Here is a 25,609-nt window from a genome sequence, read left to right on the forward strand (position 1 = left end):
TGAGTGCGTTCGGAGGGATACTGCGATTGCTGTGCGGGGTCAGCGCGGGTGCGCGCGGACGACCACCGCGGAGTTGAAACCCCATCGGCCGCGGGCGAGGACCAGTCCGGCGTCGAGGTCGGCCGAGCGCGGTTCGCCGCGGACCAGGTCGATCCGGCATCCTTCGGCGAGTTCGGTGGTGGCCACGGTCGGCGGGATCACCGCGTCGCGCATGGCCAGCAGGCAGGTGACGATGTCGAGCGGGCCCGCACCGGAGAACAGCCGCCCGGTGAGCGGTTTCGTGGCGGTCACCGGGACCCCGCCGGGACCGAAGACGGCGTCGAGGGCGGCCGCCTCGGCACGGTCGGCCTCGGGCACGCCGGCGGCATCGGCGAAGACCACATCGATGTCGTCGCTGCGCAGTCCGGCATCGGCGAGCGCCAGCTCGATGGCCCGCTGCAGTCCCGGCGGGCGCGGTGAACCCGGCGGCGGATCGAAAGTCTGCGCGTATCCGGCGATTTCGCCGTAACAGTCGGGCACGCCCCGGGCCTGGGCCGCCGCGGCGTCCTCGAGCACCAGCATGGCCCCGCCCTCGCCCGGCACGTTGCCCGCCGCCTGCGCGTCGAACGGCAGATAGGCGCGCGCGGGATCGGTTGCGGTGCTGACGGTTCCGGCCGCGATATGCGAGACCCAGCCCCACGGGTCGAGCGCCGAATCGACGCCACCGGTGACCACCAGGGGAGTGCCGCGCCGCACGGTGCGCCGGGCGTGCCCGACCGCGTCGAGGCCACCGGCCTGATCGGCGACCAGAGCGCTGCTCGGTCCGCGCATACCGTGGCGGATCGAGATCTGGCCGGTGTTCACCGCGTAGAACCAGGCGAACGATTCGTACACGCTCACGTGCTCGGAGCCACGCGACCACAGTTTGTTGAATTCGCGATGGGTGAATTCGAAACCGCCGGAAGCGTTTCCGGTCACCACGCCCATGCCGTAGTCGGTGAGTGCGGTGGTGTCGACCTTCGCGTCGTCGAGAGCCCACTGCGCGGCCACCAGCGCCATCCGGGTGGAGACGTCGGTCTGCGGCAGCAGCCGGCTCGGCAAGTAGGTGCCGGCGTCGAACTCGGCGACCTGGCCGGCCAGCGTCGCGCCGAATCCGGTGGTGTCGAAGCGGGTCAGCGGTGCGATCGCGCCGCGACCGGCCAGCACCGCATCCCAGTAGTGGTCCAGGCCCAGCCCGTTGGGCGCCACCACGCCCATTCCCGTCACGACGCTCATGCCGGCACCCCCTGCGGGCGGCGCAGCACCATGGCGCTCTGGAAGCCGCCGAATCCGCTGCCGACGCTCAGTACGGTGTCGATGCGGTGGTCGCGCGCGGTGAGCGGGACGTAGTCGAGATCGCATTCGGGATCCGGCTCGTGCAGATTCGCCGTCGGCGGCACCACCTGGTGCTGCAGCGCGAGCAGGCAGGCCGCGATCTCCACCGAACCGATGGCGCCCAGCGAATGACCGACCATCGATTTGATCGAGCTCATGGGGGTGCGGTAGGCGTGCTCGCCGAGACTGCGCTTCACCGCGGCGGTTTCGTGGCGATCGTTCTGGCGGGTGCCCGAGCCGTGCGCGTTGACGTAGTCGACGGCGGTGGGATCGACCCGCGATTCGTCGAGGGCCACCCGGATCGCCTCGGCCATCTCGCGTCCGTCGGCCTTGAGACCGGTCATGTGGTAGGCGTTGCAGCGGGTCGCGTAGCCGGTGATCTCGGCGTAGATGTGCGCGCCGCGGCGGCGGGCGCTCTCGTACTCCTCGAGTACGAACATCGCCGCGCCTTCGGCGAGGACGAAACCGTTGCGCGAGTTGTCGAACGGCCGCGAGGCGTGCTCGGCGTCGTCGTTGCGCGGCGTGGTCGCCTTGATCGCGTCGAAGCAGGCCACCACGATCGGCGTGATCGGGGTATCGGCGGCGCCGGCCAGCACCACGTCGGCGGAACCCTCGCGGATCAACTGCACCGCGTGCCCGACCGAGTCCAGTCCCGACGTACACCCGTTGGACACCATGGCCACGGGCCCCTCGGCGCCCACACTCCACGCCACCTCGGCCGGCATGACACTCGGCACCATGTAGTCGAACATGTAGGGCGAGACGTGTTTCTCGTCGACCACCCAGTCGCGGCCGGAGTCCGACAGCACCAGATATTCCTGTTCCAGGCTCGTCGCCGCGGCCACGGCACTGCCGAGGCTGACACCGATACGCTGCGGATCGAGCGTGTCGATGCCGAGACCGCTGTCGGCCACCGCTTCGCGGGCACACACCACCGCGAACTGTGCGGCGCGATCCATGCGGCGAATCTCTCTGGGCGACAACCCTTCCCGGGCCGCGTCGAAATCGGCCTCACCCGCCACCTGGGACCGGTAGGGGGAGGCGTCGAAGAAGCTGATCCGGCGGGTGGCGGTGCGCCCGTCCGACAGCAGCTTCCAGAATTCGTCCTTGCCGTTGCCGCCGGGCGCACGCACCCCGAGCCCGGTCACGACGACGCGACGGTTCATAACGAACCTCCGAATGCATTGGCGTACACAGCTGTTGTCCCTTCTCGCCGAAGAGTCCCGAAAGTCCCCGAGATCACGATCAGGGTGAAGCGGGCCGCTCTAGCCCCGCTCGAGCACCGCGATCGAGCTGTCCTCGAGGACGCGGCGCGAACCTGAGCACACCGGACGCTGCGGTCCGGCTGACCGTGGCCGATCGAGCACAGGAGACCCCCGTGAAGACGCCGCCAAGCTCCCCCACCGCGGACTGGGTACTGTGCCCGGGCTGCCGGATTCCGCTGTATCGCAAGCGTTTCGACCGCGACCTGGGCGTCTGCGGTGAATGCGGCCGGCACACCACCCTGTCGGCCGAGCAGCGCTTGCGCCAGCTGGCCGATGAGGGCCGGTTCGAGCCGCTGCCGATCGCCGGCACCGAGGACGACCCGCTGAACTTCCACGATGTCGTGCCGTATGCCGACCGGCTGGCCGGTGCGCGGGCGCGCACCGGGCTGCGGGACGCGGTGGTGTGCGCGATCACGCGTATCGAGGGCGCCGCGGTCGTCGTCGTCGCCATGGACTTCCGCTTCCTCGGCGGCAGTCTGGGCACCGCGGTCGGCGAGATGATCACGGTGGCGGCGGAATACGCTCTGGCCGAACGTATTCCGCTGCTGCTGGTCACCGCGTCGGGTGGTGCTCGCATGCAGGAGGGGCCGCTGTCGCTGATGCAGATGGCCAAGACCAGTGCCGCGCTCGAGCAGCTCGATCGCGCGGGCATCCTCACCGTCAGCCTGATCACCGATCCGACCTACGGCGGTGTCGCCGCGTCGTTCGCGACGCTGACCGACGTGCTGATCGCCGAACCCGGCGCCCGGCTCGGCTTCGCCGGGCGCCGGGTCATCGAGCAGACGATCCGCCAGGAACTGCCCCCGCGGTTCCAGACCGCGGAATTCCTGCTCGAGCACGGCCTCATCGATATGATCGTGCCCCGCTCGGGCCTGCGCGCCACCCTGGGTTCGTTGCTGCGCGTCGCGGGTCCGGTCGACCCCACCGGCGAACCGGGTGCGGCGGCGGAGATCGTCACCGATCCGCATTCGCTGCCCGAGACCGAGGCTTGGGAGCAGGTCCGCCGGGCGCGAGAGATCACCCGGCCCACCGCCTTGGACTACGTGGCCCTCGCATTCGACGGATTCCTCGAACTGCGCGGCGACCGCATCGGTGCCGACTGTTCCGCCGTCGTGGGCGGTCCGGCCTGGCTCGGCGACCGGCCGGTGATGGTGATCGGCCAGCAGAAGGGCCACGATCCCAAGGAGCTCATGGCCCGCAACTTCGGTATGCCCACGCCGCCGGGATATCGCAAGGCCGCCCGGCTCATGCGCCTGGCCGAAAAGCTCGGGTTGCCGGTCGTCACGCTCATCGACACCCCGGGCGCCTATCCGGGTGCGACCGCAGAGGAGCAGGGGCAGGCCGTGGCCATCGCCGAGAACATCCGGCTCATGTCGGCCTTGCGCGTTCCGGTGATCAGCGTGGTGATCGGCGAGGGCGGCAGCGGCGGCGCGCTGGCGCTCGCGGTCGCCAATCGCGTATTGATGCTGGCCGATTCGGTCTACTCGGTGATCAGCCCCGAAGGATGCGCGGCCATCGTCTGGAACGATCCGAGCGCTTCGGCCGAAGCCGCTGCGGCACTGCACATCACCGCCCGCGAGCTGCTGCGGCTGGGCATCGTCGACGGTGTCCTGCCCGGCCACGACGGCGCCGCGGCGCCACGCGTGGCGGCCGAGCGGCTGCACCGCGCCCTGGCCGAGACGCTGCGGGCCTTGATCGGGCGCAGCGGCGAGGAGTTGGCGGCCGAGCGGCGCGCCCGATTCCGTCGCTTCGGTGTTCCGGTGGCTGCCCGCACGGCGGCGTGAGGGAGGCACGATGTTCGACAAGATTCTGATCGCCAACCGGGGTGAGATCGCGCTGCGGGTGGCCCGTACCTGCCGTGAGATGGGCGTGCCCACGGTGGCGGTCTATTCGTCGGCCGACCACGATTCGGCGGTCGTGGAATTCGCCGACGAGGCCGTGCGGATCGGTCCGGCCGCGGCCAAGCGCAGCTATCTCGATGCGGCCGCCGTCTTGACGGCCGCGGAGATCACCGGCGCCGACGCCATCCATCCCGGCTACGGATTCCTCTCGGAGTCACCGGATTTCGCCGATGCCTGCCGGGCCGCCGGGGTCACGCTGATCGGACCGCCCGCGGATGTCATGGCCGAGCTGGGTGACAAGCAGTCGGCCCGCACGCTGATGGCCAAAGCCGGACTGCCGCTGCTTCCGGGCAGTCTCGACGCGCTCGAATTCGACGAGGCGCAGGCTCTTGCGGACCGGATCGGGTACCCGGTGATCATCAAGGCCGTCGCCGGTGGCGGCGGGCGCGGGATGGCGGTGGTGCACGACGGCGCCGATTTCGCCCGGGCCTACCGGGACACCCGGGCCACGGCCCGCATGCTCTTCGGCGACAGCCGCGTGTATGTCGAAAGGTATCTCGACCGCGCCCGGCACGTGGAGGTCCAGGTGCTGTGCGACACCTTCGGCGCGGGTGTCCATCTCGGCGAACGGGATTGCTCGGTGCAGCGCAGGCACCAGAAGCTGGTGGAGGAGTCGCCGGCGCCGCGGCTACCGGATGGGCTGGCCGCCCGGATCGGCCGGTCCGCGGTCGACGGGGTCCTCGCCGCCGGCTACACCGGAGCCGGCACCGTCGAATTCCTGCTCGACTCGGCCGGCAACTACTACTTCATGGAAGTGAATTGCCGAATTCAGGTCGAACATCCGGTCACCGAAATGGTCACCGGTATCGATCTGATCGCCGAGCAGATCCGGATCGCCACCGGCGAACCGCTGGCATGGACGCAGGATCGCATTCAGCCGAGGGGCGCCGCGATCGAATGCCGGATCAATGCCGAGAATCCGGCGGCCGGATTCGCGCCGACGCCTGCCGAAATTTCCGAATTCACCGCGCCCGGCGGTCCGTTCACCCGAGTCGACACGCATATCCGCGCGGGTTATTCGGTGCCGCCGAACTATGATTCGCTGCTCGCGAAGGTTATCGTGTGGGCGCCCGATCGCGAGGCCGCGATAGCGCGCATGAACCGGGCGCTGGACGAATTCCGGGTCGGTGGCGAAAGGTTGTGCACCACGCGCGAATTCCTGCTGGATGTCCTCGATCAACCGAAATTCCGAGCCGGTACCCATACGACCGCTCTGGTGGAGGAAATGTTCGAGGGTACCGCCCCGGAATGAGAATGCCGGATCAGGCGGGCGTGGCCGAGCGTTCCGCGCCCGCCTGCCAGCCGATCAGATATCCGGCGTGGCGGCGTTCGAGCATCAGGGTCACCGATTCGTCGGAGGCGTTGAGGATGTCGCTGTGTAATCGGCGCAATTTGACGCAGGGATCCAGGCCGAGCTCCCGCTGCAGCGAACGGGCGAATTCGTGGTAGGACTCGAGGGCGCGATGGCGACGGCCGGAACGGCACAGCGCGTACATGTAGTACGCCTGCAGTCGTTCGTGCAGGGGCTGCTCCGCGGTCAGTCGTGCCAGGTCGGGGCAGACTTCCCGGTAGCGGCCCAGCCGCAGCTGGGCTTCGATGCGCAGTTCGAGGTCGGTCAGCCGCACCTGTTCCAGATGCGACAACTCGGCCGACAAGGGCAGGCCGCATTCGACGTCCAGCAGCGCCGGACCGGTCCACAGCGCTTCGGCCGCGGTGAACAGATCCACCGCGCGCAGATCGTCACCGGCAGTCAACGCGCACCGGGCGGCATCGGTCATCGTGCGGTAGTCGCGCACATCGAGTACGCAGTCCTGGGCGTCGAACATATAACCCTTGCTCCAGGTGCGGAGATATCTGTCCGCGATTTCGCCCTGATCGACCTCCAGATAGTGCGCCATCTTCTTTCGTATTCCCAGGACATAGGTCTGCACGACCGTGATCGCGCTGCGAGGCGGATCGTCGTTCCACAGCTCTTCGATGAGTGTCGTGACCGGAACCACCGTCGAATGCCGAATCAACAACAATGCCAGCAATTGCCGTTGTTTCTGGGCGGTCGGCGTCGCATTGCGATTGTCGAGGGCGAGGGTCAAAGGGCCCAGAACGCGGGCGTACACAGGATTCGACACGTAGCGTCCCCTTGTAGCATGAATTGCTGTGCGGTGAGCGTGAATTCGTACGTCGCTGTAGTCCGTTTCAGAGTACCGAGGGCATTGTGGCGTGACCGTAAACCCACTGTGATCATACCGTTAACGCCGTACGGCCGTCTTGTTCTCACATATGTTTTCGCAGGTGAAGAATAATTTGGACGCTCGACTAGGTGATTGTGCGGCCGACCCCTCGCCGGAACCGGTTGCCGCCGAGCGCAATCCGGGCGGTACGGCGGACCGCCGGTGCCGTCAGGCTCCGGCGAGGGGCACGGCGAGGTGTGCGGCGACGGCGGCGCGGCGGCGGCCGGATAGTCGGTGGTGCCCTCGAAATAGTGACCGGTCCAGCTGGTGGCGAGTTGCTGCAGAGCTGCCATGTTCCCCAGTTTTGGTGTCCCGCACAGCAATTCGCCCAGCGGATCGCTCGAGGGCCCTTCGTCGTCGGTGTGTTCGCCGGTGGTGAGGCGCACGTCGAGGAAGCGGCGATGGAGATGTGCCCGCAGGACGGCGGTTCCGCTGCCGAAGTTGTTGCACAGCGCGGGTGGACCGGAGACGGTGAGGACGGGACGGTCGGTGGCGGCGAGGTCGGCGAGTGCGACACCGGTGTTGTCGCCGAGGTTCTGCAGGGTGCAGCCGTCGAGGTTCAGGAACGGCAGGCTGGGGATAAGACGAGATATCCTGCGGCCGACAGTGTTTCGGCGAGTGTGGCGACGTTGCCCTCCGCGCGGGCGAAGCCGTGTTGCAGCCGGACCAAGCCGCGCGGCGTGCCCGCGGGCCGATACCACGCGGCGTCCTGATGCAGGGTCGTCGCCGCGCAGGGCAGATCCACCGTGCCCGGCAGCGGCGGGCCCGCGGCGACGGGAGCGACTGCGGCAGCCGCGACACACGCGGCGGCGAGGACGGTCGGAATCGAAAGCTCGCAGCCTCGTCGCAACTCCACAAGCACCCTCGCTGTCCCGGTGATGACGCCACCGGGACACCGATCAGTATTCGCCACCGAGACGCGTGGCGGAGGCGCTTCGGGCCGTTACCTGTCGGCGGGCGTGACGCGCCAGGTCTGCGGCAGTGGCACCGGTCGGAAAACCGCTGGCGGCCAAGGGGTTCGCAGCGTGACGGCGATAGATATGTGGTGCGGGTATCCCTTGTCGCAAACTCGCCAAGTGGCAGACTCCTACTGGGTTGTCGTAAGGAATAGCGATATCGTCAACCTCAGGCCCGCCGGTAGCTGGGCGATCACCGGCGTGGTGACATGTTGCCCAGACTTTCCAGCGGTGACGCGCCTGCGCTGGGTATTCGCCCCCGGAGGCTGACCCTGTGATCGGCGGCTGCTCGACCGGATCCGACGGTGCCACAAGCCCGATTCGGTCGCCGGGCGTGTGCGGCCAGGGCGCCGCCGGCTCGTGATCGGCCCGCGCGAGCTTGATCGAATCGAAGTTCAAGCCCGCCCCGCGGGTTTCGCTGAAAGATTGCCGGGTACCTGCCGACGTGTAGCCGAACATGCTGGGCTGCCGGGGGCGACAGCCGGTCACACCGGCGTATCCCCGATGAATCCATCCCATCCGTACCGAGGAGGAGAGCAACCATGACCGGACAGCTCGACACTCTGATGGACAGCACCGTGTACGACTCGCACGACGACAAGATCGGCAAGGTCAAGAACATCTACGTCAACAACGAAACCGGTTCGCCGACCTGGGCATCGGTGTCCACGGGACTGTTCCGCCACGATTCGCTGGTGCCGCTGGTCGGGGCGCAGCACAATCCGCAGTCCGACGCGCTGCGGGTGAATGTGGACAAGGAAATGGTCAAATCCGCGCCCGCCGTCGAACAGGACGGGCACATCAGCCGGGAGGGCGAGGAACAGCTGTTCCGCCACTATCACGTCGACCCGAACCATTCCGGCTGGGACGCCTACGGCCGTGCGATGCGCGACGGGCAGGGGACCGCGCGACCCGATGCCGCCCCGACTGGACGCCACGCCGCCACCGATCCCACCGGCGACCAGGGCCTGATCCGTTCCGAGGAACGCTTGAACGTCGATACGCGGCGTGAGGAGGTAGGCACCGCGCGCCTGCGCAAGTACGTCGTGACCGAGGATCAGACCGTGACGGTGCCCACCAGCCACGAAGAGGTCCGTGTGGAACGCGAACCGGTCACCGACGCCGGCGCGTACGGCCGGACCTCTCTGGGCGACGAGGAACAGGAAGTCACCCTGCACCGTGACCGGGTGACCGTGGACAAGGAGACGGTGCCGGTCGAGCGGGTGCGCCTGGCTGTCGACGACGTCGAGGAACAGGAGACCGTCGGCGACACCGTGCGCAAGGAGCGCATCGACACCGAGGGCACCGATCCGGGACGCTACGACGATCGCCGCTACCCGGACGAACGCTGACCACTGACGGTGTGCGCCGGGCCCGGACCGGGCCCGGCCCTATCGGGTTGCGCAGCCACAGGTTTCGCCGATCGCCAGGTGGGTCACGATCGGTTCCGGCGGGCCGGGTGGCTGCGTCTGATCCGAAGTCTCGTCCGAATCCAGGACGCGGGACAGCGCCAGGCGTGCGATGACGTCGATCGGCTGCCGGACGGCGGTGAGTGTGACCGCCGCGTAGGTGTCGGACGTATCGGTGTCGTAGCCCACCACGGAGAGGTCTCGGGGGACGAGCAACCCCGCGTCGGCGACGGCGCGCAGGGTCGCGGCGGCCTGCGCGTAGGTGCCGACCACCAGTCCGTCCGGGGCCGGGTTGCCGGCCAGATAGCGCCCGACGGCGTGATAGGCGCCGGCAGGGGTGAGATCGGTGGCGATCCGCCGCGCCCGCTCGGAGCCGACGACCGACCGATATCCCTCGTATCGTTGCGCGACCGTCTCGCGGTCGCCGTGTGCCACTTCGCCGGCGGTGAAGCCGCCGACGAACACGACATCGCCGCGGCGATGGGTGTCGGTCAGATGCCGGGTAGCCGACGCGCCGGCCCGGATGTGGTCGGCGCCCACGACGTCGGGCTCGACCTCGTCACGGTTGTTGTGGACCCACACGATCGGGATGCGCGCGTGGCGGCACAGTTCGGCGGTGGCACGGCCGTTGGCGCCGCCCACCACGATGAGCCCCTCGATACCGGAATCGGTGAAGGCGGAGGCGAATTCGATCTCGCGCTCCGGGTCGTAACCGGTATTGCCGATCAGGGTCAGATGGTCGCGTCGGCGTGCCTCGGCCTCGATGTGCCCGACCAGAGTGGCGAACAGTGGCATCCGCACATCCGGCACGAGCAGTCCGAGATGCCGCCACCGTCGCGGCCGGCGCAGCGCACGCGCGGCCCGATCCGGCCGATAGTTGAGCGCGTCCAACGCGGCCACCACCCGGGCGCGCGTCGACTCCGAGACCGGCCGCGGGCCGTCGTTGAGCACGTAACTGACCACAGCGGTGGAGGTGCCGGCCCGGCGGGCCACATCGGCGAGAGTCGCGCGTTTGACAGTCACATTCGCTCCATCCTCAACGGTTCGCCCTCGCTCGGCCAGACTTGAAATCATCCGGATCATTACAGTCTCCGGACGGCTGATCTGCGGCGCAAATCGATTAGATTCGTAACATCGGCGACACGCCCGCTCAACCTGTGACTGATGGAGTGAACTGCATGGCCTTCGTACGACTCACCGGCGTCACCTACCACGACCCGGAGCCGGCGCACGACAGTTACATCCTCTTCACCGGGGCCGACGGTGTCACCCGGCTGATCGATCTCAATGGCGACGTGCACCGGGAGTGGCCGTTCGCCGGGGTGCCGCCGCGCATCCTCGACCCCGCACTCAACAACGGCCGGCTCGGCGACGTCGGAGTGCAACTCGAGCCCGGCGACGACCCGCGCGGCGGCATCTACGCCAATCGCACTGTGGGACAACTGGACTGGTCGGGGGAGAAGGTGTGGGAATGGGGACGGGAGGCGCCCGCCGGCGCCGCCCGGCAGAATCACGATTGGGAGTTGCTGCCGAACGGCAACCGGCTGCTGCTGGTCACCATCCCACGTATCGTGCCCGGTCTGGGTTCCGATCCGGTCGGCGATCAAGGACTCTACGAGGTGGACCCCGACGGGGCGATCGTGTGGGAGTGGCGCGCCGGCGACCACCTGCACGAACTGGGGTTCTCCGAGGCCGGCTGGGATGCGCTGCGCGCCACGGTGCTTCGCGATCCGGACGATCCGTGGGGCTACCTGGAGATCAACAGCGCGAAATCGCTGGGCCCCAATCACTGGCACCGCGCGGACCCGCACACGGTCTTCCACCCGGACAGCATCCTCATCAGCTGCCGCAAGGCCAATGTCGTCGCCCTGATCGACAAGACCACGAAAGCCGTTGTGTGGCGGCTGGGCCCGTACTTCAACGCCGAGGCCGGAGCGCAACACCAGCGGATCAACGCGCACAAGGTGCCGCGGCCGCTGGATCAGATCTCCGGGCAGCACAATCCACACCTCATCGCCGACGGCCTGCCGGGCGCCGGGAACATTCTGATCTTCGACAACCAGGGCGGGGCCGGTTATCCGCCGGCACCGCTGGGCATCTACGCGGGATCCCGTGTGCTGGAGGTGGATCCGTCGACGCGCCAGATCGTCTGGCAGTACACCGCCGAGGATTCCGGTCTGCCGTCGTGGACCTTCTTCAGCTCGTTCGTCAGCAATGCGCAGCGGCTGCCCAACGGCAACACCTTGATCACCGAGGGCATGCAGGGGCGCATCTTCCAGGTGACGCCGCAGGGCCAGGTGGTCTGGGAGTACGTCTCGCCCTACGAGGGGCTCGGCGTCGCGGGCGAACCGGAGGTCCGGGAGCCCCGCGTGCCGGGTGTGGACCGCCTCAGTGCGACGCCGATGGTCTATCGGGCGCAGGCGGTTCCGTTCGACTGGGTGCCGATCAGCGCGCCGCGATCCGCCCCGGTCGCCGTCGACCTGCGTGGCACTGTTCCTCCGGGCGCCTAGTCCGGTTCTCACCGGCCGGGCCGCCGGTCATCCACTCGAGGAAGTTCGACCCATGACATCGAGTCTGCGCACCACACCGGACACCGCCGGGCCACCCGCCCCGGCATCGCCGCGCCGCGATCGCATCCGGATCGCACGGCTGCCGCGGCACTGGCGGACCGTCGGCGGCACTGCGGCAGGGCTGGTACTGGCCGCACTCGTGTGGTCGCTGGTGGCCGCATCGGGAAGCTTTCCGCGCCAGCTGTTTCCGACCGTGCCGCAGATCGCCCGCGCGGGGCAGGCGCTGTGGAGCGACGGTCTGCTGCTGCCCGATATCGCCGCGAGTCTGCAGCGCGCGCTGTTCGGTCTCGTGGTCGGCGTGGCCGCGGGCGTACTCGCCGCGATCGCCACCTCGACCACCCGGGTGGGCCGCGCGGTGTTGCAGCCCGTGCTGCGGCTGCTCTCGCCGATCCCGACCATCGGCCTGGTTCCGCTGGCCATTCTGTGGTTCGGGCTCGGCGAGAACAGCAAGGTGTTGGTCATCGCGTTGGGCGTGTTCGTCCCGGTCTGGATCAACAGCCACTCCGGATTCGCCGGCACGCCGGAGCACTATCTGCAGGCCGCGCGCTGTCTCGGTGCGAGCCGATGGCATACGCTCACCCGGATCGTGCTGCCGGAGGCGACGCCGGACGTGGTGGGCGGGATCCGGGTCGGTGCCGCGATGGCGTTCGTACTGATCGTCGTCGCCGAAATGACCGGAACCACAGCGGGAATCGGCTATCGGATCTATCAAGCGCAGCTGTTCTCCCAGGCCGACCGGCTGATCTTCTGCCTGATCGTGCTCGGTGTCCTCGGCGCGGCCTGTGATCTGGCGATCGCGGCGCTGACGGCTCCGGTGGTGCGCTGGGCGAAGGAGGCGAACTGAGATGGCGATCGCCGCACGCGATCTGGTGGTGCGCTTCCCGAACACGGAGCGACCCACGCTGCGCGGTATCGACCTTACGGTGCCCGACGGCTCGTTCACCGTCCTCGTCGGCGCCTCCGGCAGCGGCAAATCCACTCTGTTGCACTGCCTCGCGGGCCTGTTGCCACCCACCTCCGGCACGGTCACCGATGCGGGGGAGCGGGTAACCGGTCCTGATCCGCGTCGGGGTGTGGCGTTCCAGCGCGATGTGCTGTTCCCGTGGATGAGCGTCGCGGCGAATATCGAATTCGCTTTGCGCGCACACGGAGTCGCCGCACGGAAGCGGCGGGACCGCATCGCGGAACTGCTCGACCTCGTCGGTCTGCCCGCTGATGTCGGCGGACTGCGGCCGAGTCACTTGTCGGGCGGTATGCGCCAGCGCGTCGGCATCGCCCGCATGCTCGCCGGAGAACCCGAGATCATGCTGATGGACGAACCGTTCGCCGCCCTCGACGCACTCACCCGGCTCAACATGCAGGACCTGCTGATCGATGTGTGGACCCGGCTGCAACGCACCGTCGTCTTCGTCACCCACGACGTCGACGAGGCCATCCGGCTGGCCGACACCATCGGTGTGTTGCGCGACGGGCGGATCGTCGACCTGATCACGAATCCGCTGGCCCGTCCGCGGCCCGCCGATACGCTCGCCGACCAACCCGGGTACAGCGGTCTGCGGCGCAGCCTGCACCACGAACTCGGAATCGTGCGTTCGGTGCCCTGACGCATTCTCGAAACCCCTGTATCGCAACGTTTTACACCCGTCCCCAGATGAAGAGAAGCTCGTGAAAACACTGATGTCCCGCGCCGTGATCGCAGTCCTCGCGTTCGTCGCGCTGATCGTCCCGCTGGCGGCATGCACCGGCGCCGACGACTCCGATCCCCACACCCTCACCGTCGGTTTCGTCGTCGATCCCTCCTGGGCGCAGATACCGGTGGCGCAGCAGGGCGGATATTTCGACCGGCACGGGGTGAAGGTGAAGGTCGTCAACTTCTCCACCGGGGTCGAGGCGCTGCAGGCGCTCGCCGCCGGCCAACTCGATATCGCCACCGCCGCGGACGTCCCGGCCGCGGCGGCGCTGACCCGTTCGCCCGCACTGCGCATCGTCGGCGACGGATCGCGCTGGGAGGGTTCGCGAATCGTCGCCCGGCGCAGCGCGGGAATCGCGTCTGTGTCGGATCTCGGCGGCCGATCCGTCGGGACGCCGCTGGGTACCAGTGCGGCGTACTTCGCGTCGAACGCGTTGTCGCACAGCAATGTCGGCGCCAAGCTGGTGCAGGTGGCACCGCAGGCGATGGTGACCGCGGCCGGTCAGCGCAACGTGGACGCGGTCGCGATCTTCCAGCCGTACCAGGCCCAGGTGATCGACGCGCTCGGCGGTGACGCGGTAGAACTGGCCGGCGGCACCTACAGCCAGCACAGCTTGTACCTGGCCACCGACAACGCCGTCACCGGCAAACCCGATGCGCTGACCGCCTTCTTCGCGGCCCTCGGCGAGGCGGGAACCCGGCTGACCTCCGGAGCCGAGCCGGCGATCGCCGCGGTTGCCGCATCGACTCAGCTGTCGGCGGACCTCATCCGGAAGATCCTGCCCGAGTTCGACTTCCGCCTCCAGCTGCGACCCGATCTCGCCGGCACCCTGACGACGTTGGCCGACTGGGCGAAATCGCAGGGTTCCTTGGACAAAGCGGCCCAGCTGCCGGACTATCAGGCCCTCGCCGAATCGAAGTTCGTGCCGCAGGGCGGGTAGGCCGGCGCCGGTCAGGCCAGAGCCAGGTGGGCTTGCAGCAACCAGGCGGGGACCGAGACGCGGCCGCCGGGCTCGTCGCGGATGTTGTCGAATCGGACCGGTGACCGCTCGTCGCGCGGGAGGTCGTTGCCGTGGATGCGTGCCGGGCGGATGTCGTCGATGACCCAGTACTTCGACACCACGTCGCGCAACTCGTCTTCGGTCACCGGGCTGGGTCCGAAACCCTCGGGTGGATTCGGTAGCGCTTTACGGTCGAAGACGAGCACGAAGTAGGACGCGCCCGGCGCCGCGGCGCGAACGATGGCTCGCTGATACGCGTCGCGCTGGTCGGCCGGGATCGAGTGGAACAGGGTGCTGTCGACGATGGTGCCGAAGCGTCCGTCGTAGCCGGTGAACGAGGTGATGTCGGCGACCTCGTAGGTGGCGGTGGTCAGTCCGCGCCGCTGGGCCTCGGCGCGGGCCAGTTCGATGGCGGTCGGGGCGGAGTCCAGCCCGACCGTCGTGAAGCCGCGCTCGGCCAGATACAGCGAGATCTCGGCCTCGCCGCAGCCGACGTCGAGGACGTCGCCGCGGAATTTGCCTTGTTCGGCAAGCGCTTTCAGCTCCGGCTGCGGCTCGCCGATACTCCAGGGCGGTTTGGCGCCGGAGAACGGGCCGGCATCGCCCTGGTACGCATCCTCGAACGTGAAATCGCCCGGTGTGGTCATGATGTCCTCCGGATCGGTCGGGGCTATCAGACATGGATGGAGCTCATTTCGATGCTACGGCCGCGCCTCGTGCCGGGGCGCGGGCGGTAGGGGCTTGTTCCGGGCGTGGCTCGATAACCCGGCGTCCGGTACCGGTTCCCCGTAGCATGAGCGGATGAGTGAAATAGATACTCAGTCTCTCGTCATTCCCGGTTCGGGTGCGCGGCATGTCGCCGTGGTGGGCGGGGGCTTGGCGGGGCTGTCTGCCGCCGTGTGGCTGGCCGAGCAGGGATTCGACATCACCCTGGTGGAGAAGCGGGGCCGGCTCGGCGGGCGGACATTCTCCTTCGACGTCGCCGGGGTCGGCGAGTTGGTCGACAACGGTCAGCATCTGTTCGCCGGTTGCTACGACGCCCTGCTGCGCTACGTCGACACCATCGGCACCGCCGACCAATTATGCTGGGACGCGCCACCTTTCGCGATCCGCACCGGTCCGGGCCGGTTGCTCACCACCCGGGGACCGCGCTGGTTGCCGGCCCTGGTCCGCAATACCGCGGGCCTGGCGTGGATGGCCTGGCCGCCGATTCCGCTGCGCGATCGTCTTCCGGCGCTGCGCAGTTGGCTGCGAATCGGTGCCGCCGCCTGGAATCCGTCGCCGGAGCTGGACCGGATGACCGTCGACCGGTGGTTCCGGGAGCTCGACGTTCCGCATTCCCTGCGGCGGCTGAGCCTGGACCAGCTGGTGATCGGTCTGCTCAACGAAAAGCCGGACCGGGTCTCGGCCTTCACCTTCGCGCAGGCATTGCATTTCATCGGCCGGCGGGCGCTGGCGGGCAATATCCGCGCGGGCGACGCCGTGTGGCCACGAGTCAGCCTGCACGAGCTGTTCGTCGCTCCCGCCGAGCGGTATCTGCGGGAGCGCGGCGCGCGCATCGTGACCGGGGCGCAACTGGTCGATGTGGAACTCGACGCGGGCCCGAATGGGGATCGGCTGACCGGGCTGCGGCTCGCCGACGGGCGGCGAATCGACTGTGACGCGGCGATTCTCACGCTGCCGCCGTGGTCGCTGACCACCCTGCTGGACCGCAGCGCGCTCGGCAGCCACGAATTCTTCGCACCCGCGCGCAAGATCGAGCCCGCGCCGATCTCGAGCGTCTACGTCTGGCTGGACAGTCCGCTGCGGATGGTGCGGCTGGCCGAGAATCTGCGCGACACCACCATCGAGTGGGTGTTCGACAGCAGCGGAATGCACGACGGCGACCACCGCGACGGTTACTGCTATTCGCTGGCGGTCAGCGCGTCCTGGGAAGTGGTGCACCTACCGGGGGAGGCGTTCGTCGCGGCCGCACTCGAGTCATTGCGCAAACACTATCCCGAGGCGCGGACCGCGACAGTGTTGCGCACCAAGGTGATTCACCAACCGCAGGCCACCTTCTCGGCGCATCCGGGCTTCGAATCCCTGCGCCTGGACCAGACCACCCCGGTGCGGGGCCTGTTCCTCGCCGGTGACTGGACACGCACCGAACTGCCCTCCACCATGGAATCCGCCGCCGAGAGCGGCCGGCGCGCAGTCGACGCGGTACGCCGCTACCTGACTTAGCGCCGTCCGGCGCGGCAAGCGGCAGGATCAAGCGCCGTAGAGCCGAACGAAGTCCTGGGCCGGGTCGACGGCGGGCACCGTGTAGCTCGACGAGCTCCCGACGACATCCGTCTCCTCGACGTAGTAGGCGGGCTCGGCGGGCAGGTGACGCCACCGGGCACGTGGATCGTCGGCCTGCTCCGGGTGACTGTTCGACGACATGATGTCCCCCTTCGGAATCGTCGCACCAATGCTACCCGGGTTGTCCGTCCGGTGCGGCATGCGTTGCGGCACAGGCCATTCGGAGGTGTCAGTCGCCGGATTTATGTGCCACGGCGAAGACCCGACGAAACGGCAACCAGGTCGTTCCGTCCGTGCGCTGGGGATAGGCCGCGCGCAGGAGCGGGACGAGTTGCGCGGTGAACGCCGCCCATGCCGCGTCGTCGAGTGCGCTTCGGACCGGTCGCAGGGCCGTCCCGGTCACCCACTCGAGGACCGGATCGTCGCCCGTCAGACGCTGCAGATACGTGGTTTCCCAGGCGTCGACCGTGCATCCGGCGGCGGTGAGCAGCGCCGCGTAGCCGCTCGGATCGAGGACGTCGCGCGGTTGCAGGATGCCGCTCGATTCCAGCCGCGGACGCCATTCTTCGCGCGCGGCGAGTTCGCGGATGGCGAGATGGGAGGGGGCGTCGAAGTTGCCCGGCACCTGCAACGCCAGCCAGGCCCCGGACGGCAGGGCCGCGATCCACCGCGGCAGCAGCGCGGTATGTGTCGGCACCCACTGCAGCACCGCATTGGTCACCACGACATCGGTATCGGGTGCGGGCTGCCACTCCTCGGCGGAGCGCACTGCGGCGTCGATGCCCGATTCTCTTGCCGCCGCGACCATTTCGGGTGAGGAATCGAACGCCTCGACCCGCGCCCGCGGCCACCGCTGCGCCAGCACGCCGGTGAGCTGCCCGGGACCGCATCCCAGGTCGACCACCCGGCGCGGGTTCCTGGCGTCGATGCGCGCCACCAGTTCGAAGAACGGCCGCGAGCGATGGTCGCCGAAACTGCGGTACTTCTCGGGATCCCACATGGACCGCTCCCACTCGCCGAAGGTGCGAAACCGTACGAGCGTTATATTACCGCTGGGTGCCGGATTCGGCTCGCCGTCATCGTGGCAGTGACTGGGTGATCATCTGCGCGGCGAGACTACGGCCGGTCCGCAGCGGTTCGAGCGAGTGGGCGAATTTCGATCCCGACAGCGCGCCGTCGTACACGAGCTGGAGTCGTCCGGCCAGCTCCTCGGGATCGGCGCTGCCGCATTCGCGGAGCAGGGTGGTCAGGGTGTCGAGCATCCAGCGGCGATGGGCCACAACCGGTTCCAGTGCCTGATCGGGAAATTCGGTGGCCGCGTTGGCGTATTGGCAGCCCCGGAACCCCTTGGTGGGCGCCGAGGCCAGTGCGAGATCGAAGAATGTCAACACCTTGTCCACCGGTTCGCGCACCGCTGCCACCGCCTCGTCCCAGCGGCCGCGGTCGCGGCGGTCGAGATGTTCCAGATAAGCCTGCACGAGAGCGTCTTTGGAGCCGTAGCTCTGATACAGGCTCGCCCGCGCCACCCCAGCCTCGGCCAGGACGCGGTCGATGCCGACCGCGCGGATGCCGTAGCGCGAGAACAGGTCGGTCGCGGTGTCCAGGAGGCGCTGCGCCGGCGCGGGTTTGCCGCGCCGGGTCGACTGCTGCCGCTCGGCCGGCTCCGTTGTTGTGGCCACGTCTTCCACCATAACCATTCCTCGGAGTAGACAGAACGTTCTGTATATGTTTAGTCTGAACGTGTGACCCGCAGCAACCTCACCCGCCGACTGCACGTGGATCTCGTGCGCGTGGCGGGCGCTGCCTGTCGCCACCGGCGCTGAGGCGTCCGCGTTTCCCGCGAGACGTCGTACGTTCGCGCACATCTCCGGCCGCCGTATCCGCGCGGCCGTCGAGCCCATCCCCGAGCCTGTTCCGAAAGGCGGCTGTCGATGTCCCTGTATCTGTACGAACTCGTGCCCACCGGCGAGGCCGGTCGCACCATCGGCGAATTCGGCGCGCACGCCGACAAGGCCGGCGGTGAACTCATCGAGGCGCAGGTCACCACCGGTGCGGCGCGTATCTTCGCGATCGCCGAATTCGCCGGATGCGCCGCTCCCGCACTGGCCGCGGACCAGGTGTTCGCGGCCGCGATCGACGGGCCCCACCAGGTGCGGCTGGTCGGCGCCGACCTCGCCACCGTCAAAGCCGCCCGGCCTGCCGCCGGATACCTGGTCGAATGGGATATTCCGGCCGAGATCGACATGGACACCTACCTCGCGCGCAAGAAGGCCAATGCGCCGAAATACGCCGACGTCCCCGAGGTCAGCTTCCTGCGCACCTACGTGCGCGAGGACACGGCCAAATGCCTGTGCTTCTACGACGCGCCGGATGAGGCGGCGGTGCGCCGGGCGCGCGATGCGGTCAGCACCCCGGTCGACCGGCTGCACACGCTCGCGGATCCGCGGACATGACCGTCTCCGCACCGGCCCGGGCGGCGGTGGCCGCCTTCGTGCGCGACCGCGCCGCCGCGCTCGATGCCGCCACAACCGACGTGCGGGCCGACATCGCCGAGATCGGGGCCCGCGGTCTGCTCTCGATCGGATTGGGCGACAACGATATTCGCGAGTTCGCAGCCGTGGTGGAAGAGGTCGCCGCCGAAAGCCTCGCCGCCGGATTCTCGCTGTGGGCCCAGCGAATGACCCTCGAATACGTCCGGCGCGCACCGGAATCGGTGCAGGCGCGATACCTGGACGACCTCGCGTCCGGGCGCCTGATGGGCGTCACCGCGATGGCCGCGGCACTCAAACACCTCGCCGGCCTCGGCGAGCTGCCGCTGCGGGCCGACGCGGGCGCCACCCGCTCGGTCTCGGGGCCGATCGCCTGGGCCTCCAACGTCTTCGATGACGCGCTGATCGTGTTTCCCTACCGCGATCGGGAGGGCGCGGGGTGTGTCGCCGTCGTCGCCGCCGGTGCCCACGGCGTGCGGGTGCGCCCCGCGCCGGAACTGCTGGCACTGGGCGCCACCGGTTCGACCGCGCTGATCTTCGACCACGTCGAGGTGCCCGACGAGCAGGTCGTAACCACGGATCTTCCTCTTTTCGGCGCCGCCATCCGGCCCATATTCCTGCTCCTGCAGACCGCGTTCTGCAGCGGCATCGCGGGCAGATCGGTGGCCGAGGCCGCGGGCTTGCTCGACGGCCTCGGCGCCCCATTCCGCGGCGAGCACACCGGTCTGGCGGCCCGGCAGGACTCGGTGCGCGCGCGGCTGTACGACTTCGCCATCGATCCGGGCCGGGTCGCGCCGGCCGATCTGATCCGGTTGCGGCTCGACGCGTCCCGGACCGCGGTGGATGCCACCCGGCTGGAATCGACGCTGCGTGGCGGCGCCGGATTCGCGCGTGGCTGCGATACCAATCGGCGGTTCCGTGAGGCCGCCTTCCTGCCCGTTCAATCTCCCTCGGAAGGCCAATTGCGATGGGAACTGTCGCAGTACGACTAGCGGGCGCGCGCAAGAGCTACGCCCACCACAGCGCACCGGTCCTCGACGGCGTCGATCTGGAGATCGCGACGGGCGAGTCGCTGGTGATTCTCGGCCCCAGCGGCAGCGGCAAATCGACGTTGCTGCGGATCATCGCCGGACTGGACCGGCTCGACGGCGGCAGCATCGGCTGGGGCGAAGGGCGGCAGGCGAACCCGGCCACCGGCATGGTGTTCCAGCAGCCACTGCTGATGCCGTGGCTGACCGTGCGCGACAACGTCCGATTCGGCGGCCGATTCGACCGCCACCGCGGCGATTTCGATCCCGCGGCGGCGGACGCACTGCTCGAGCGTTTCGGCCTGGCCGGACTGGCCGACCGGATGCCCGATCAGCTCTCCGGCGGACAGGCGCAGCGGGTCGCGGTGATGCGGGCCGTCGCGGTGCGGCCGCGGCTGCTACTGCTCGACGAACCCTTCAGCGCCCTGGACCCGGCGGTACGCGCCGACCTGCAGGACTGGCTCGCCACCCTGGTCGCCGACCTCGGCTGCACCACCGTCCTGGTCACCCACGATGTCGACGAGGCGCTGCGGTTGGGCGACCGGATCGTGCTGATCGGACACGGCGGCACCGTGCGCGCTCAATTCCCGCGCCCCACCTCGGACGACGAGCGGAACACGCTGCGCCACAGCATCATCGACCGCTATCGCGATATGTCGGTGGCGGTATGAGACGGCCCGTGATCTCGCGGCGTGGCCTGCTGTGTGGGTGCGCCGGACTCGTCGCCGCCGGTGGGCTGGCCGGAGTGGCCGACCTCGGCGTGGCCGCGGCCGACCGCCGCGGTACGAGCGGTGAGCGGCTGCGGATCGGATATCTGCCGATCACCGACGCCGCCCCGCTGCTGATCGCCGAGCGCGGCACCCAACTCGCCCAGCCCGTGCTGTTCCGCAGCTGGTCGGCGCTCGCCGAGGCATTCCTCACCCGCCAAGTCGATATCGTGCACCTGCTGATGCCGATGGCGATCCAGTTGCGGTTCGGGCTGGGCGTGCCGGCTCGGATCCTGGGCTGGAACCACACCAACGGTTCCGCGCTGACCGTCGCTCCCGGCATCACCGAGCTGGGACAACTGGCCGGAACACAGGTGGCGATCCCGTTCTGGTGGTCGATCCACAACATCGTGATTCAACAGCTGTTGCGCGCCAACGGTTTACGACCGGTGATCCGTGGAGCGGCGTCGCGCTCCGCGGGCACGGTCGAGCTGATCGTGATGAGCCCCTCGGATATGATCCCGGCCCTGGCCAACGGGTCCATCAGCGCCTTCACCGTCGCCGACCCGTTCAACGCGGGGGCGGAACTGCGCGGCGTGGGACGGATCCACCGCTTTCTCGGCGACATCTGGCGCGACCACGCCTGCTGTGCGCTGGTGATGCATCAGGATGTGCTGGACACCCGGCCCGACGTCGCGCAGGCGGTGGCGGATTCGGTGATTGCCGCGCAGCGGCGGATCGGCGCCGACCGCCCCGCGGCGGCGAAGCAACTCGCGGGCCGGTACCTGCCACAGCCGCTGGGCGCGATCACCAAGGCGCTGACCTATTCCGACCGGATCCCGGTCCGGCATCCCGATTGGCACCCTCAGCGAATCGGCTTCCAGCCCTTCCCTTTTCCGAGTTTCACCGCCGCGCTGGCCACCGCCATGCACGACACCGTCGTCGACGGCGACACCCGCTTCCTGTCCCGTCTCGATCCGGCGAGCGCGCACGGCGAACTCGTCGACGACCGGTTCGTCCGGGCCGCCCTGGACCGTGCGGGCGGGCCCGCCGCGTTCGGGCTGCCGGCGGGGCTCATCCGCACCGAGGAGATCGATCCATCGTGAATACCGTCGCCGTTCACCCACGTGTGCGCGCCGTGGCCTGGTGGCCGCGCTTGGCCGCCGTCGTCGCCGCGATCGTGCTGTGGTGGGTACTCACCGATCTGGTGGCCGGACCGCAGTCGTTGCTGCGTGAATTCGGGCCGCAGCATGTGCCCGGAGCCATCACCGGACTGTTCGATCGCGGTGTATTGCTCCCCGATATCGCGGTGAGCATGTGGCGGCTGCTGGTGGGATTGCTGATCGCGGTCACCGTCGGCGTTCCGCTGGGGCTGCTGCTCGGATTGCACGCCGCCACCGAATCGGCGGTCGCGCCGGTGGTGCAATTTCTGCGGATGATCTCACCGCTGTCGTGGGCGCCGATCGCGGTGGCGCTGTTCGGGATCGGGCATCAGCCGGTGATCTTTCTGGTGGCCGCGGCCTCCGTCTGGCCGGTCGTGCTGAACACCGCCGCGGGCGTGCGCGCCATCGATCCGGGCCTGCTGCTGGTGGCGCGGTCGTTCGGCGCGACCCGGCGTGAGCAGTTGACCTCGGTGATCCTGCCCGCGATCCGCGGGCCGGTGCAGACCGGATTCCGCGTCGGGCTCGGCATCGCCTGGGTGGTGCTGGTTCCGGCGGAGATGCTCGGCGTGCGGTCCGGCCTCGGCTATCAGATCCTCAATGCCCGCGACCAGCTCGCCTACGACCAGGTGATGGCGGTCATCGTGGTGATCGGCGTGATCGGGTTCGTGCTGGACTCCCTCGCCCGGGCGGCGCTGGACCGGCGCTGACCGCGTCCCGACAGGGTGATGTCGCCGGGACGCGCCGGATCAGAAGTAGGTGCCGGCGAACGGCGCCGCGGTGGTGGCGAACAGCGCGTCCGCGGCATCGACTGCGCCACTGCGGTTTTCGGTAACCCGCCCGGCGAGGGCCAGCTGCCGCCAGGTGGAGCCGCCGAGATAGACCGCGGCCAGCGTGGCCACATCGGTGCTGAGGTCGGCGGGTGCGCCGACGCGGGTCACCGCATCGGCGGCGATGCGGTAGGAACCGGAGTTGGCGGGCAGCACGTCGTCGGTCACCGCGAGCACCACCGGCCGCGCTTCGCGGTACGTGCGCCGCGCCAGGGCGGTGAGTACATCGACCAGTCGCAGCCAGGTCTCGTCGTGCACTCCGGCGACGGTGACCACCCGCTCGTCGGCGAACATGTGCCGCAGCGGGCTGTCGACAGGTGCGAAGGTGACCACGATCCGGTCGACGATGTCGTGGGTGAGCAAATGGCGCAGCAATCCGCAGTAGGCCGCGGGGGTGGCGGCCACCCAGTCGTCGACGACGGCCGTGCGCTGCGGATTCCGCGGCCAGCCGGTGCCCTCGGCGGCACGATAACGCAGGAAGCCGTCCTCGGCGCCCGGTTCGCCGTGTACCACGGTCCAGCCGCCGCTGCCGGCCACCAATTCCTGGAACCGCCACCAGTACGGCGGCCGGTCGATCGCGCCGGTCCACGAGATATCCGCGGCCGCATAGATTTTCGCGAGTGTCTCCCACCGGTTCCGGGGATCGGGATACCGCACCGGCCCGCCCGGGGCGACGGTGTCGCGCAGCCGCGCGTGCCGCCGATCCAGTTCGAGCGTGGCATACGATCCGGCCACGCCGTAGCCGAACCGTTCGTAGATGCCGCCCTGGGTGGCACGCAGACTCGCGACCACCTCGCCGCGTTCGGCGATATCGGCGAGCTGGCGCCGCAACAGCGCGCTCACGACACCCCGGCGGGTGTGGGTCGGCAGCACCCCGACATGTGTGACGGCCGCGTGCGGAACACGCTCCCCACCGGCAACGACGAGCCAACTGGTGTAGGCGTCGGCGGCGCCGACCAACTGCCCGTCCAGCCGCGCCCCGAGCGTTCGTCCGGGCTCGACCAGCCCGTCGGCGTCGGCGGGCAGCGGCGGCACTCCGACCATCGCCGTGCGAAAGATATCTCCGGCCGCGCGCACGTCGCCGGGATCGGTCAGTGTCTCGAGTTCGACGGCTGTCGTGCCGCTGGTCATTCGTCACCTCCGAGGTCGCGCGCGAGCATGCCCACGTGCTGTGGGTCCCGGACCACGGTAGCGGGCGACCGTGTGCGGGGAACACGGCTCGGCGTAGCGGTACGGGTCTCGACGTCGCTCCAGGCCGGGTCACGACGCTTACCGTGATCGGATTCGCCGGCGGGTTGCCTTCGGCTCCGGCTGATCCCAACCGGTGACCGTGCCGGCCCGGTGGTCGAAGCTGAGCACATGTCTCGCGCACTGCATCTGGCCGGATTTCTGATCGCGTCGCACGTCACCCATTCGCATGCGGCCTGGCGGCATCCCGGCTCGGAGACCGACTATCTGGGGCCGGGGTACTACCGCCGGGTGGCGCAGACGCTGGAGCGCGGCAAATTCGACTTCCTGTTCTTCGCCGACCTGCTGGCCACGCCGGTGCGCTACGGCGACGACATCCGGGTGCCGTTGCGCAGTGGTACCCAGGCGTCGGCCACGATCGATCCGGCGCTGGTGGCGGCCGGGCTGGCGAATGTGACCGACCGGATCGGCCTCGCGATCACCAAGTCCACCACCTACTTTCATCCATACGAGGTGGCGCGGATCTTCGGGACGCTGGATCACCTCTCGGGTGGGCGCGCGGCGTGGAATGTGGTCACCTCGCTCAATCAGGCGGAGGCGCAGAACTTCGGTCTCGACAACCATCTGGGCCACGACGAACGCTACGAGCGGGCGCAGGAATTTCTCGAGGTGGCCTACCGCCTGTGGGGTAGCTGGGAACCCGATGCGCTCGTGCAGGACAAGGCGTCCGGGGTCTTCGCCGATCCGGACAAGGTGCACGTGGTCGACCATGCCGGAACCTGGTTCAAGACGCGGGGGCCGCTGACCGTGCCGCATTCGCCGCAGAGCCGGCCGGTGATCATCCAGGCCGGATCTTCGCCTGTCGGTAAGGATTTCGCCGCGCGCTGGGCCGAGGCGGTCTTCGAGATCGATCCGACTCCGGAGGGCCGTCGCGCCTACTACGACGACCTCAAATCGCGGGCCTCCGACTTCGGTCGCAACCCGGACGACATCAAGATCTTCCCGTCGTTCGTGCCGTTCGTGGGCGAGACCGAGTCGATCGCCCGGGAGAAGCAGGCCTTCCACAACGAACTCGCCGATCCTGTCTCCGGCCTCATCACACTGTCGGTGCACACCGACCACGACTTCTCGCGTTACGACCTCGACGCGCCGATCGAGGACGTGGTGGTGCCGGGTACCCAGGGGCTGTTCGACGTGGCCCGCCGGCTCAGCGTCCGGGACAATCTGACGCTGCGCTATATCGGCCGGCTGTACGCGCAGGGCGTGCTGCTGCCGCAGTTCGTCGGCACGCCCGAACAGATCGCCGACCAGATCGAGGAGGGTTTCCACGGCGGCGAGGCCGACGGCTACATTCTGTCCGCCGCGCAGGCGCCGGGCACCTTCAACGATTTCGTCGATCTGGTGGTGCCGGAACTGCAGCGCCGCGGCCTGTTCCGCACCGACTACACCGGCACGACGCTGCGCGATCACCTGGGCTTGAGTCCGGCGAGTCTCGACCCGGTGGCGCGCGGTGGGGTCGTGCGGGCCGGCGCTTGATCCGCCGCTGAC

The 25,609-nt window shown here is 68.9% G+C and carries 25 protein-coding genes; 15 read left to right on the forward strand and 10 right to left on the reverse strand.

Going from position 1 to position 25,609, the window contains the following annotated elements:
* Positions 1–39: 39 nt before the first annotated feature.
* Together IRT45_RS19960 and IRT45_RS19965 are read right to left on the reverse strand one after the other, a co-directional pair.
* Positions 40–1,254, reverse strand: a complete 1,215-nt coding sequence (locus tag IRT45_RS19960; RefSeq protein ID WP_194807358.1) for a ketosynthase chain-length factor — start codon at positions 1,252–1,254, stop codon at positions 40–42.
* On the reverse strand, positions 1,251–2,519 hold the full coding sequence (locus tag IRT45_RS19965; RefSeq protein ID WP_194807359.1) for a beta-ketoacyl synthase: 1,269 nt from the start codon (positions 2,517–2,519) through the stop codon (positions 1,251–1,253). Before IRT45_RS19965 ends, IRT45_RS19960 begins: the two co-directional genes overlap by 4 nt.
* A 212-nt stretch (positions 2,520–2,731) precedes the next feature.
* On the opposite strand from IRT45_RS19965, the gene accA reads away from it, so the two are divergent.
* Together accA and IRT45_RS19975 are read left to right on the forward strand one after the other, a co-directional pair.
* The gene (accA, locus tag IRT45_RS19970) at positions 2,732–4,402 is read left to right on the forward strand and encodes an acetyl-CoA carboxylase carboxyl transferase subunit alpha (RefSeq protein WP_309241063.1); all 1,671 of its coding nucleotides are present in this window, start codon (positions 2,732–2,734) and stop codon (positions 4,400–4,402) included.
* Positions 4,403–4,412: 10 nt separating this feature from the next.
* Complete coding sequence (locus IRT45_RS19975; protein WP_194807361.1) at positions 4,413–5,771, forward strand: acetyl/propionyl/methylcrotonyl-CoA carboxylase subunit alpha; 1,359 nt, start codon at positions 4,413–4,415, stop codon at positions 5,769–5,771.
* A gap of 10 nt (positions 5,772–5,781) precedes the next feature.
* Here the strand turns inward: IRT45_RS19975 and IRT45_RS19980 are convergent, their stop codons facing one another.
* Both IRT45_RS19980 and IRT45_RS19985 read right to left on the reverse strand, forming a co-directional pair.
* Complete coding sequence (locus tag IRT45_RS19980) at positions 5,782–6,645, reverse strand: AfsR/SARP family transcriptional regulator (RefSeq protein ID WP_194807362.1); 864 nt, start codon at positions 6,643–6,645, stop codon at positions 5,782–5,784.
* 661 nt (positions 6,646–7,306) lie between these two features.
* On the reverse strand, positions 7,307–7,603 hold the full coding sequence (locus tag IRT45_RS19985; protein WP_194807363.1) for a hypothetical protein: 297 nt from the start codon (positions 7,601–7,603) through the stop codon (positions 7,307–7,309).
* 642 nt (positions 7,604–8,245) lie between these two features.
* Between IRT45_RS19985 and IRT45_RS19990 the strand changes: the two genes are divergently transcribed.
* Positions 8,246–9,055, forward strand: a complete 810-nt coding sequence (locus tag IRT45_RS19990) for a DUF2382 domain-containing protein (protein WP_194807364.1) — start codon at positions 8,246–8,248, stop codon at positions 9,053–9,055.
* A 39-nt stretch (positions 9,056–9,094) separates the two neighbouring features.
* Here IRT45_RS19990 and IRT45_RS19995 read toward each other — a convergent pair whose 3' ends face one another.
* Positions 9,095–10,135 carry a LacI family DNA-binding transcriptional regulator gene (locus tag IRT45_RS19995; RefSeq protein WP_309241064.1) on the reverse strand — a complete coding sequence of 347 codons (1,041 nt, stop codon included), beginning with the start codon at positions 10,133–10,135 and terminating at the stop codon, positions 9,095–9,097.
* 155 nt (positions 10,136–10,290) lie between these two features.
* Here IRT45_RS19995 and IRT45_RS20000 point away from each other — a divergent pair, with 155 nt between their 5' ends.
* The 4 genes from IRT45_RS20000 (at position 10,291) to IRT45_RS20015 (ending at position 14,313) form a co-directional block, all read left to right on the forward strand.
* On the forward strand, positions 10,291–11,622 hold the full coding sequence (locus tag IRT45_RS20000) for an aryl-sulfate sulfotransferase (protein ID WP_194807365.1): 1,332 nt from the start codon (positions 10,291–10,293) through the stop codon (positions 11,620–11,622).
* 52 nt (positions 11,623–11,674) lie between these two features.
* The gene (locus IRT45_RS20005) at positions 11,675–12,526 is read left to right on the forward strand and encodes an ABC transporter permease (RefSeq protein WP_194807366.1); all 852 of its coding nucleotides are present in this window, start codon (positions 11,675–11,677) and stop codon (positions 12,524–12,526) included.
* Position 12,527: 1 nt separating this feature from the next.
* Complete coding sequence (locus IRT45_RS20010; protein ID WP_194807367.1) at positions 12,528–13,286, forward strand: ABC transporter ATP-binding protein; 759 nt, start codon at positions 12,528–12,530, stop codon at positions 13,284–13,286.
* 61 nt (positions 13,287–13,347) lie between these two features.
* Positions 13,348–14,313, forward strand: a complete 966-nt coding sequence (locus tag IRT45_RS20015) for an ABC transporter substrate-binding protein (RefSeq protein WP_194807368.1) — start codon at positions 13,348–13,350, stop codon at positions 14,311–14,313.
* An 11-nt stretch (positions 14,314–14,324) separates the two neighbouring features.
* On the opposite strand, the gene IRT45_RS20020 is transcribed toward IRT45_RS20015, so the two are convergent.
* Entirely contained in the window at positions 14,325–15,020 is a 696-nt protein-coding gene (locus tag IRT45_RS20020; protein WP_194807369.1) for a class I SAM-dependent methyltransferase, read from the reverse strand.
* Between the two features lie 154 nt (positions 15,021–15,174).
* On the opposite strand from IRT45_RS20020, the gene hpnE reads away from it, so the two are divergent.
* Positions 15,175–16,599 carry a hydroxysqualene dehydroxylase HpnE gene (gene hpnE / locus IRT45_RS20025; protein WP_194807370.1) on the forward strand — a complete coding sequence of 475 codons (1,425 nt, stop codon included), beginning with the start codon at positions 15,175–15,177 and terminating at the stop codon, positions 16,597–16,599.
* A 27-nt stretch (positions 16,600–16,626) separates the two neighbouring features.
* On the opposite strand, the gene IRT45_RS20030 is transcribed toward hpnE, so the two are convergent.
* From IRT45_RS20030 to IRT45_RS20040, 3 genes are all read right to left on the reverse strand, one after another.
* Positions 16,627–16,800 (reverse strand): hypothetical protein, encoded by a 174-nt coding sequence (locus IRT45_RS20030; RefSeq protein WP_194807371.1) that lies wholly within the window; start codon positions 16,798–16,800, stop codon positions 16,627–16,629.
* Between the two features lie 88 nt (positions 16,801–16,888).
* Complete coding sequence (locus IRT45_RS20035) at positions 16,889–17,659, reverse strand: trans-aconitate 2-methyltransferase (RefSeq protein WP_194807372.1); 771 nt, start codon at positions 17,657–17,659, stop codon at positions 16,889–16,891.
* Positions 17,660–17,735: 76 nt separating this feature from the next.
* Positions 17,736–18,338, reverse strand: coding sequence for a helix-turn-helix domain-containing protein (locus IRT45_RS20040; protein WP_309241065.1), 603 nt, complete (start codon positions 18,336–18,338; stop codon positions 17,736–17,738).
* A 96-nt stretch (positions 18,339–18,434) separates the two neighbouring features.
* On the opposite strand from IRT45_RS20040, the gene IRT45_RS38040 reads away from it, so the two are divergent.
* From IRT45_RS38040 to IRT45_RS20065, 6 genes are all read left to right on the forward strand, one after another.
* On the forward strand, positions 18,435–18,482 hold the full coding sequence (locus IRT45_RS38040; RefSeq protein ID WP_369689943.1) for a hypothetical protein: 48 nt from the start codon (positions 18,435–18,437) through the stop codon (positions 18,480–18,482).
* A 108-nt stretch (positions 18,483–18,590) separates the two neighbouring features.
* Positions 18,591–19,112, forward strand: coding sequence for a DUF4242 domain-containing protein (locus IRT45_RS20045; protein WP_194807374.1), 522 nt, complete (start codon positions 18,591–18,593; stop codon positions 19,110–19,112).
* Positions 19,109–20,140, forward strand: a complete 1,032-nt coding sequence (locus IRT45_RS20050) for an acyl-CoA dehydrogenase family protein (protein ID WP_194807375.1) — start codon at positions 19,109–19,111, stop codon at positions 20,138–20,140. The genes IRT45_RS20045 and IRT45_RS20050 overlap by 4 nt, the downstream gene beginning before the upstream one ends.
* Positions 20,116–20,847, forward strand: coding sequence for an ABC transporter ATP-binding protein (locus IRT45_RS20055; protein WP_194807376.1), 732 nt, complete (start codon positions 20,116–20,118; stop codon positions 20,845–20,847). The genes IRT45_RS20050 and IRT45_RS20055 overlap by 25 nt, the downstream gene beginning before the upstream one ends.
* On the forward strand, positions 20,844–21,989 hold the full coding sequence (locus tag IRT45_RS20060) for an ABC transporter substrate-binding protein (RefSeq protein ID WP_194807377.1): 1,146 nt from the start codon (positions 20,844–20,846) through the stop codon (positions 21,987–21,989). The genes IRT45_RS20055 and IRT45_RS20060 overlap by 4 nt, the downstream gene beginning before the upstream one ends.
* Entirely contained in the window at positions 21,986–22,753 is a 768-nt protein-coding gene (locus IRT45_RS20065; RefSeq protein WP_309241066.1) for an ABC transporter permease, read from the forward strand. The genes IRT45_RS20060 and IRT45_RS20065 overlap by 4 nt, the downstream gene beginning before the upstream one ends.
* Positions 22,754–22,792: 39 nt before the next feature.
* On the opposite strand, the gene IRT45_RS20070 is transcribed toward IRT45_RS20065, so the two are convergent.
* Positions 22,793–24,004, reverse strand: coding sequence for a GNAT family N-acetyltransferase (locus IRT45_RS20070; protein ID WP_194807378.1), 1,212 nt, complete (start codon positions 24,002–24,004; stop codon positions 22,793–22,795).
* Positions 24,005–24,232: 228 nt separating this feature from the next.
* On the opposite strand from IRT45_RS20070, the gene IRT45_RS20075 reads away from it, so the two are divergent.
* Positions 24,233–25,597, forward strand: coding sequence for an LLM class flavin-dependent oxidoreductase (locus IRT45_RS20075; protein ID WP_194807379.1), 1,365 nt, complete (start codon positions 24,233–24,235; stop codon positions 25,595–25,597).
* Positions 25,598–25,609 lie beyond the last annotated feature (12 nt).

The sequence above is a fragment of the Nocardia sp. BSTN01 genome (genome assembly GCF_015354405.1).
Lineage (GTDB): Bacteria > Actinomycetota > Actinomycetes > Mycobacteriales > Mycobacteriaceae > Nocardia.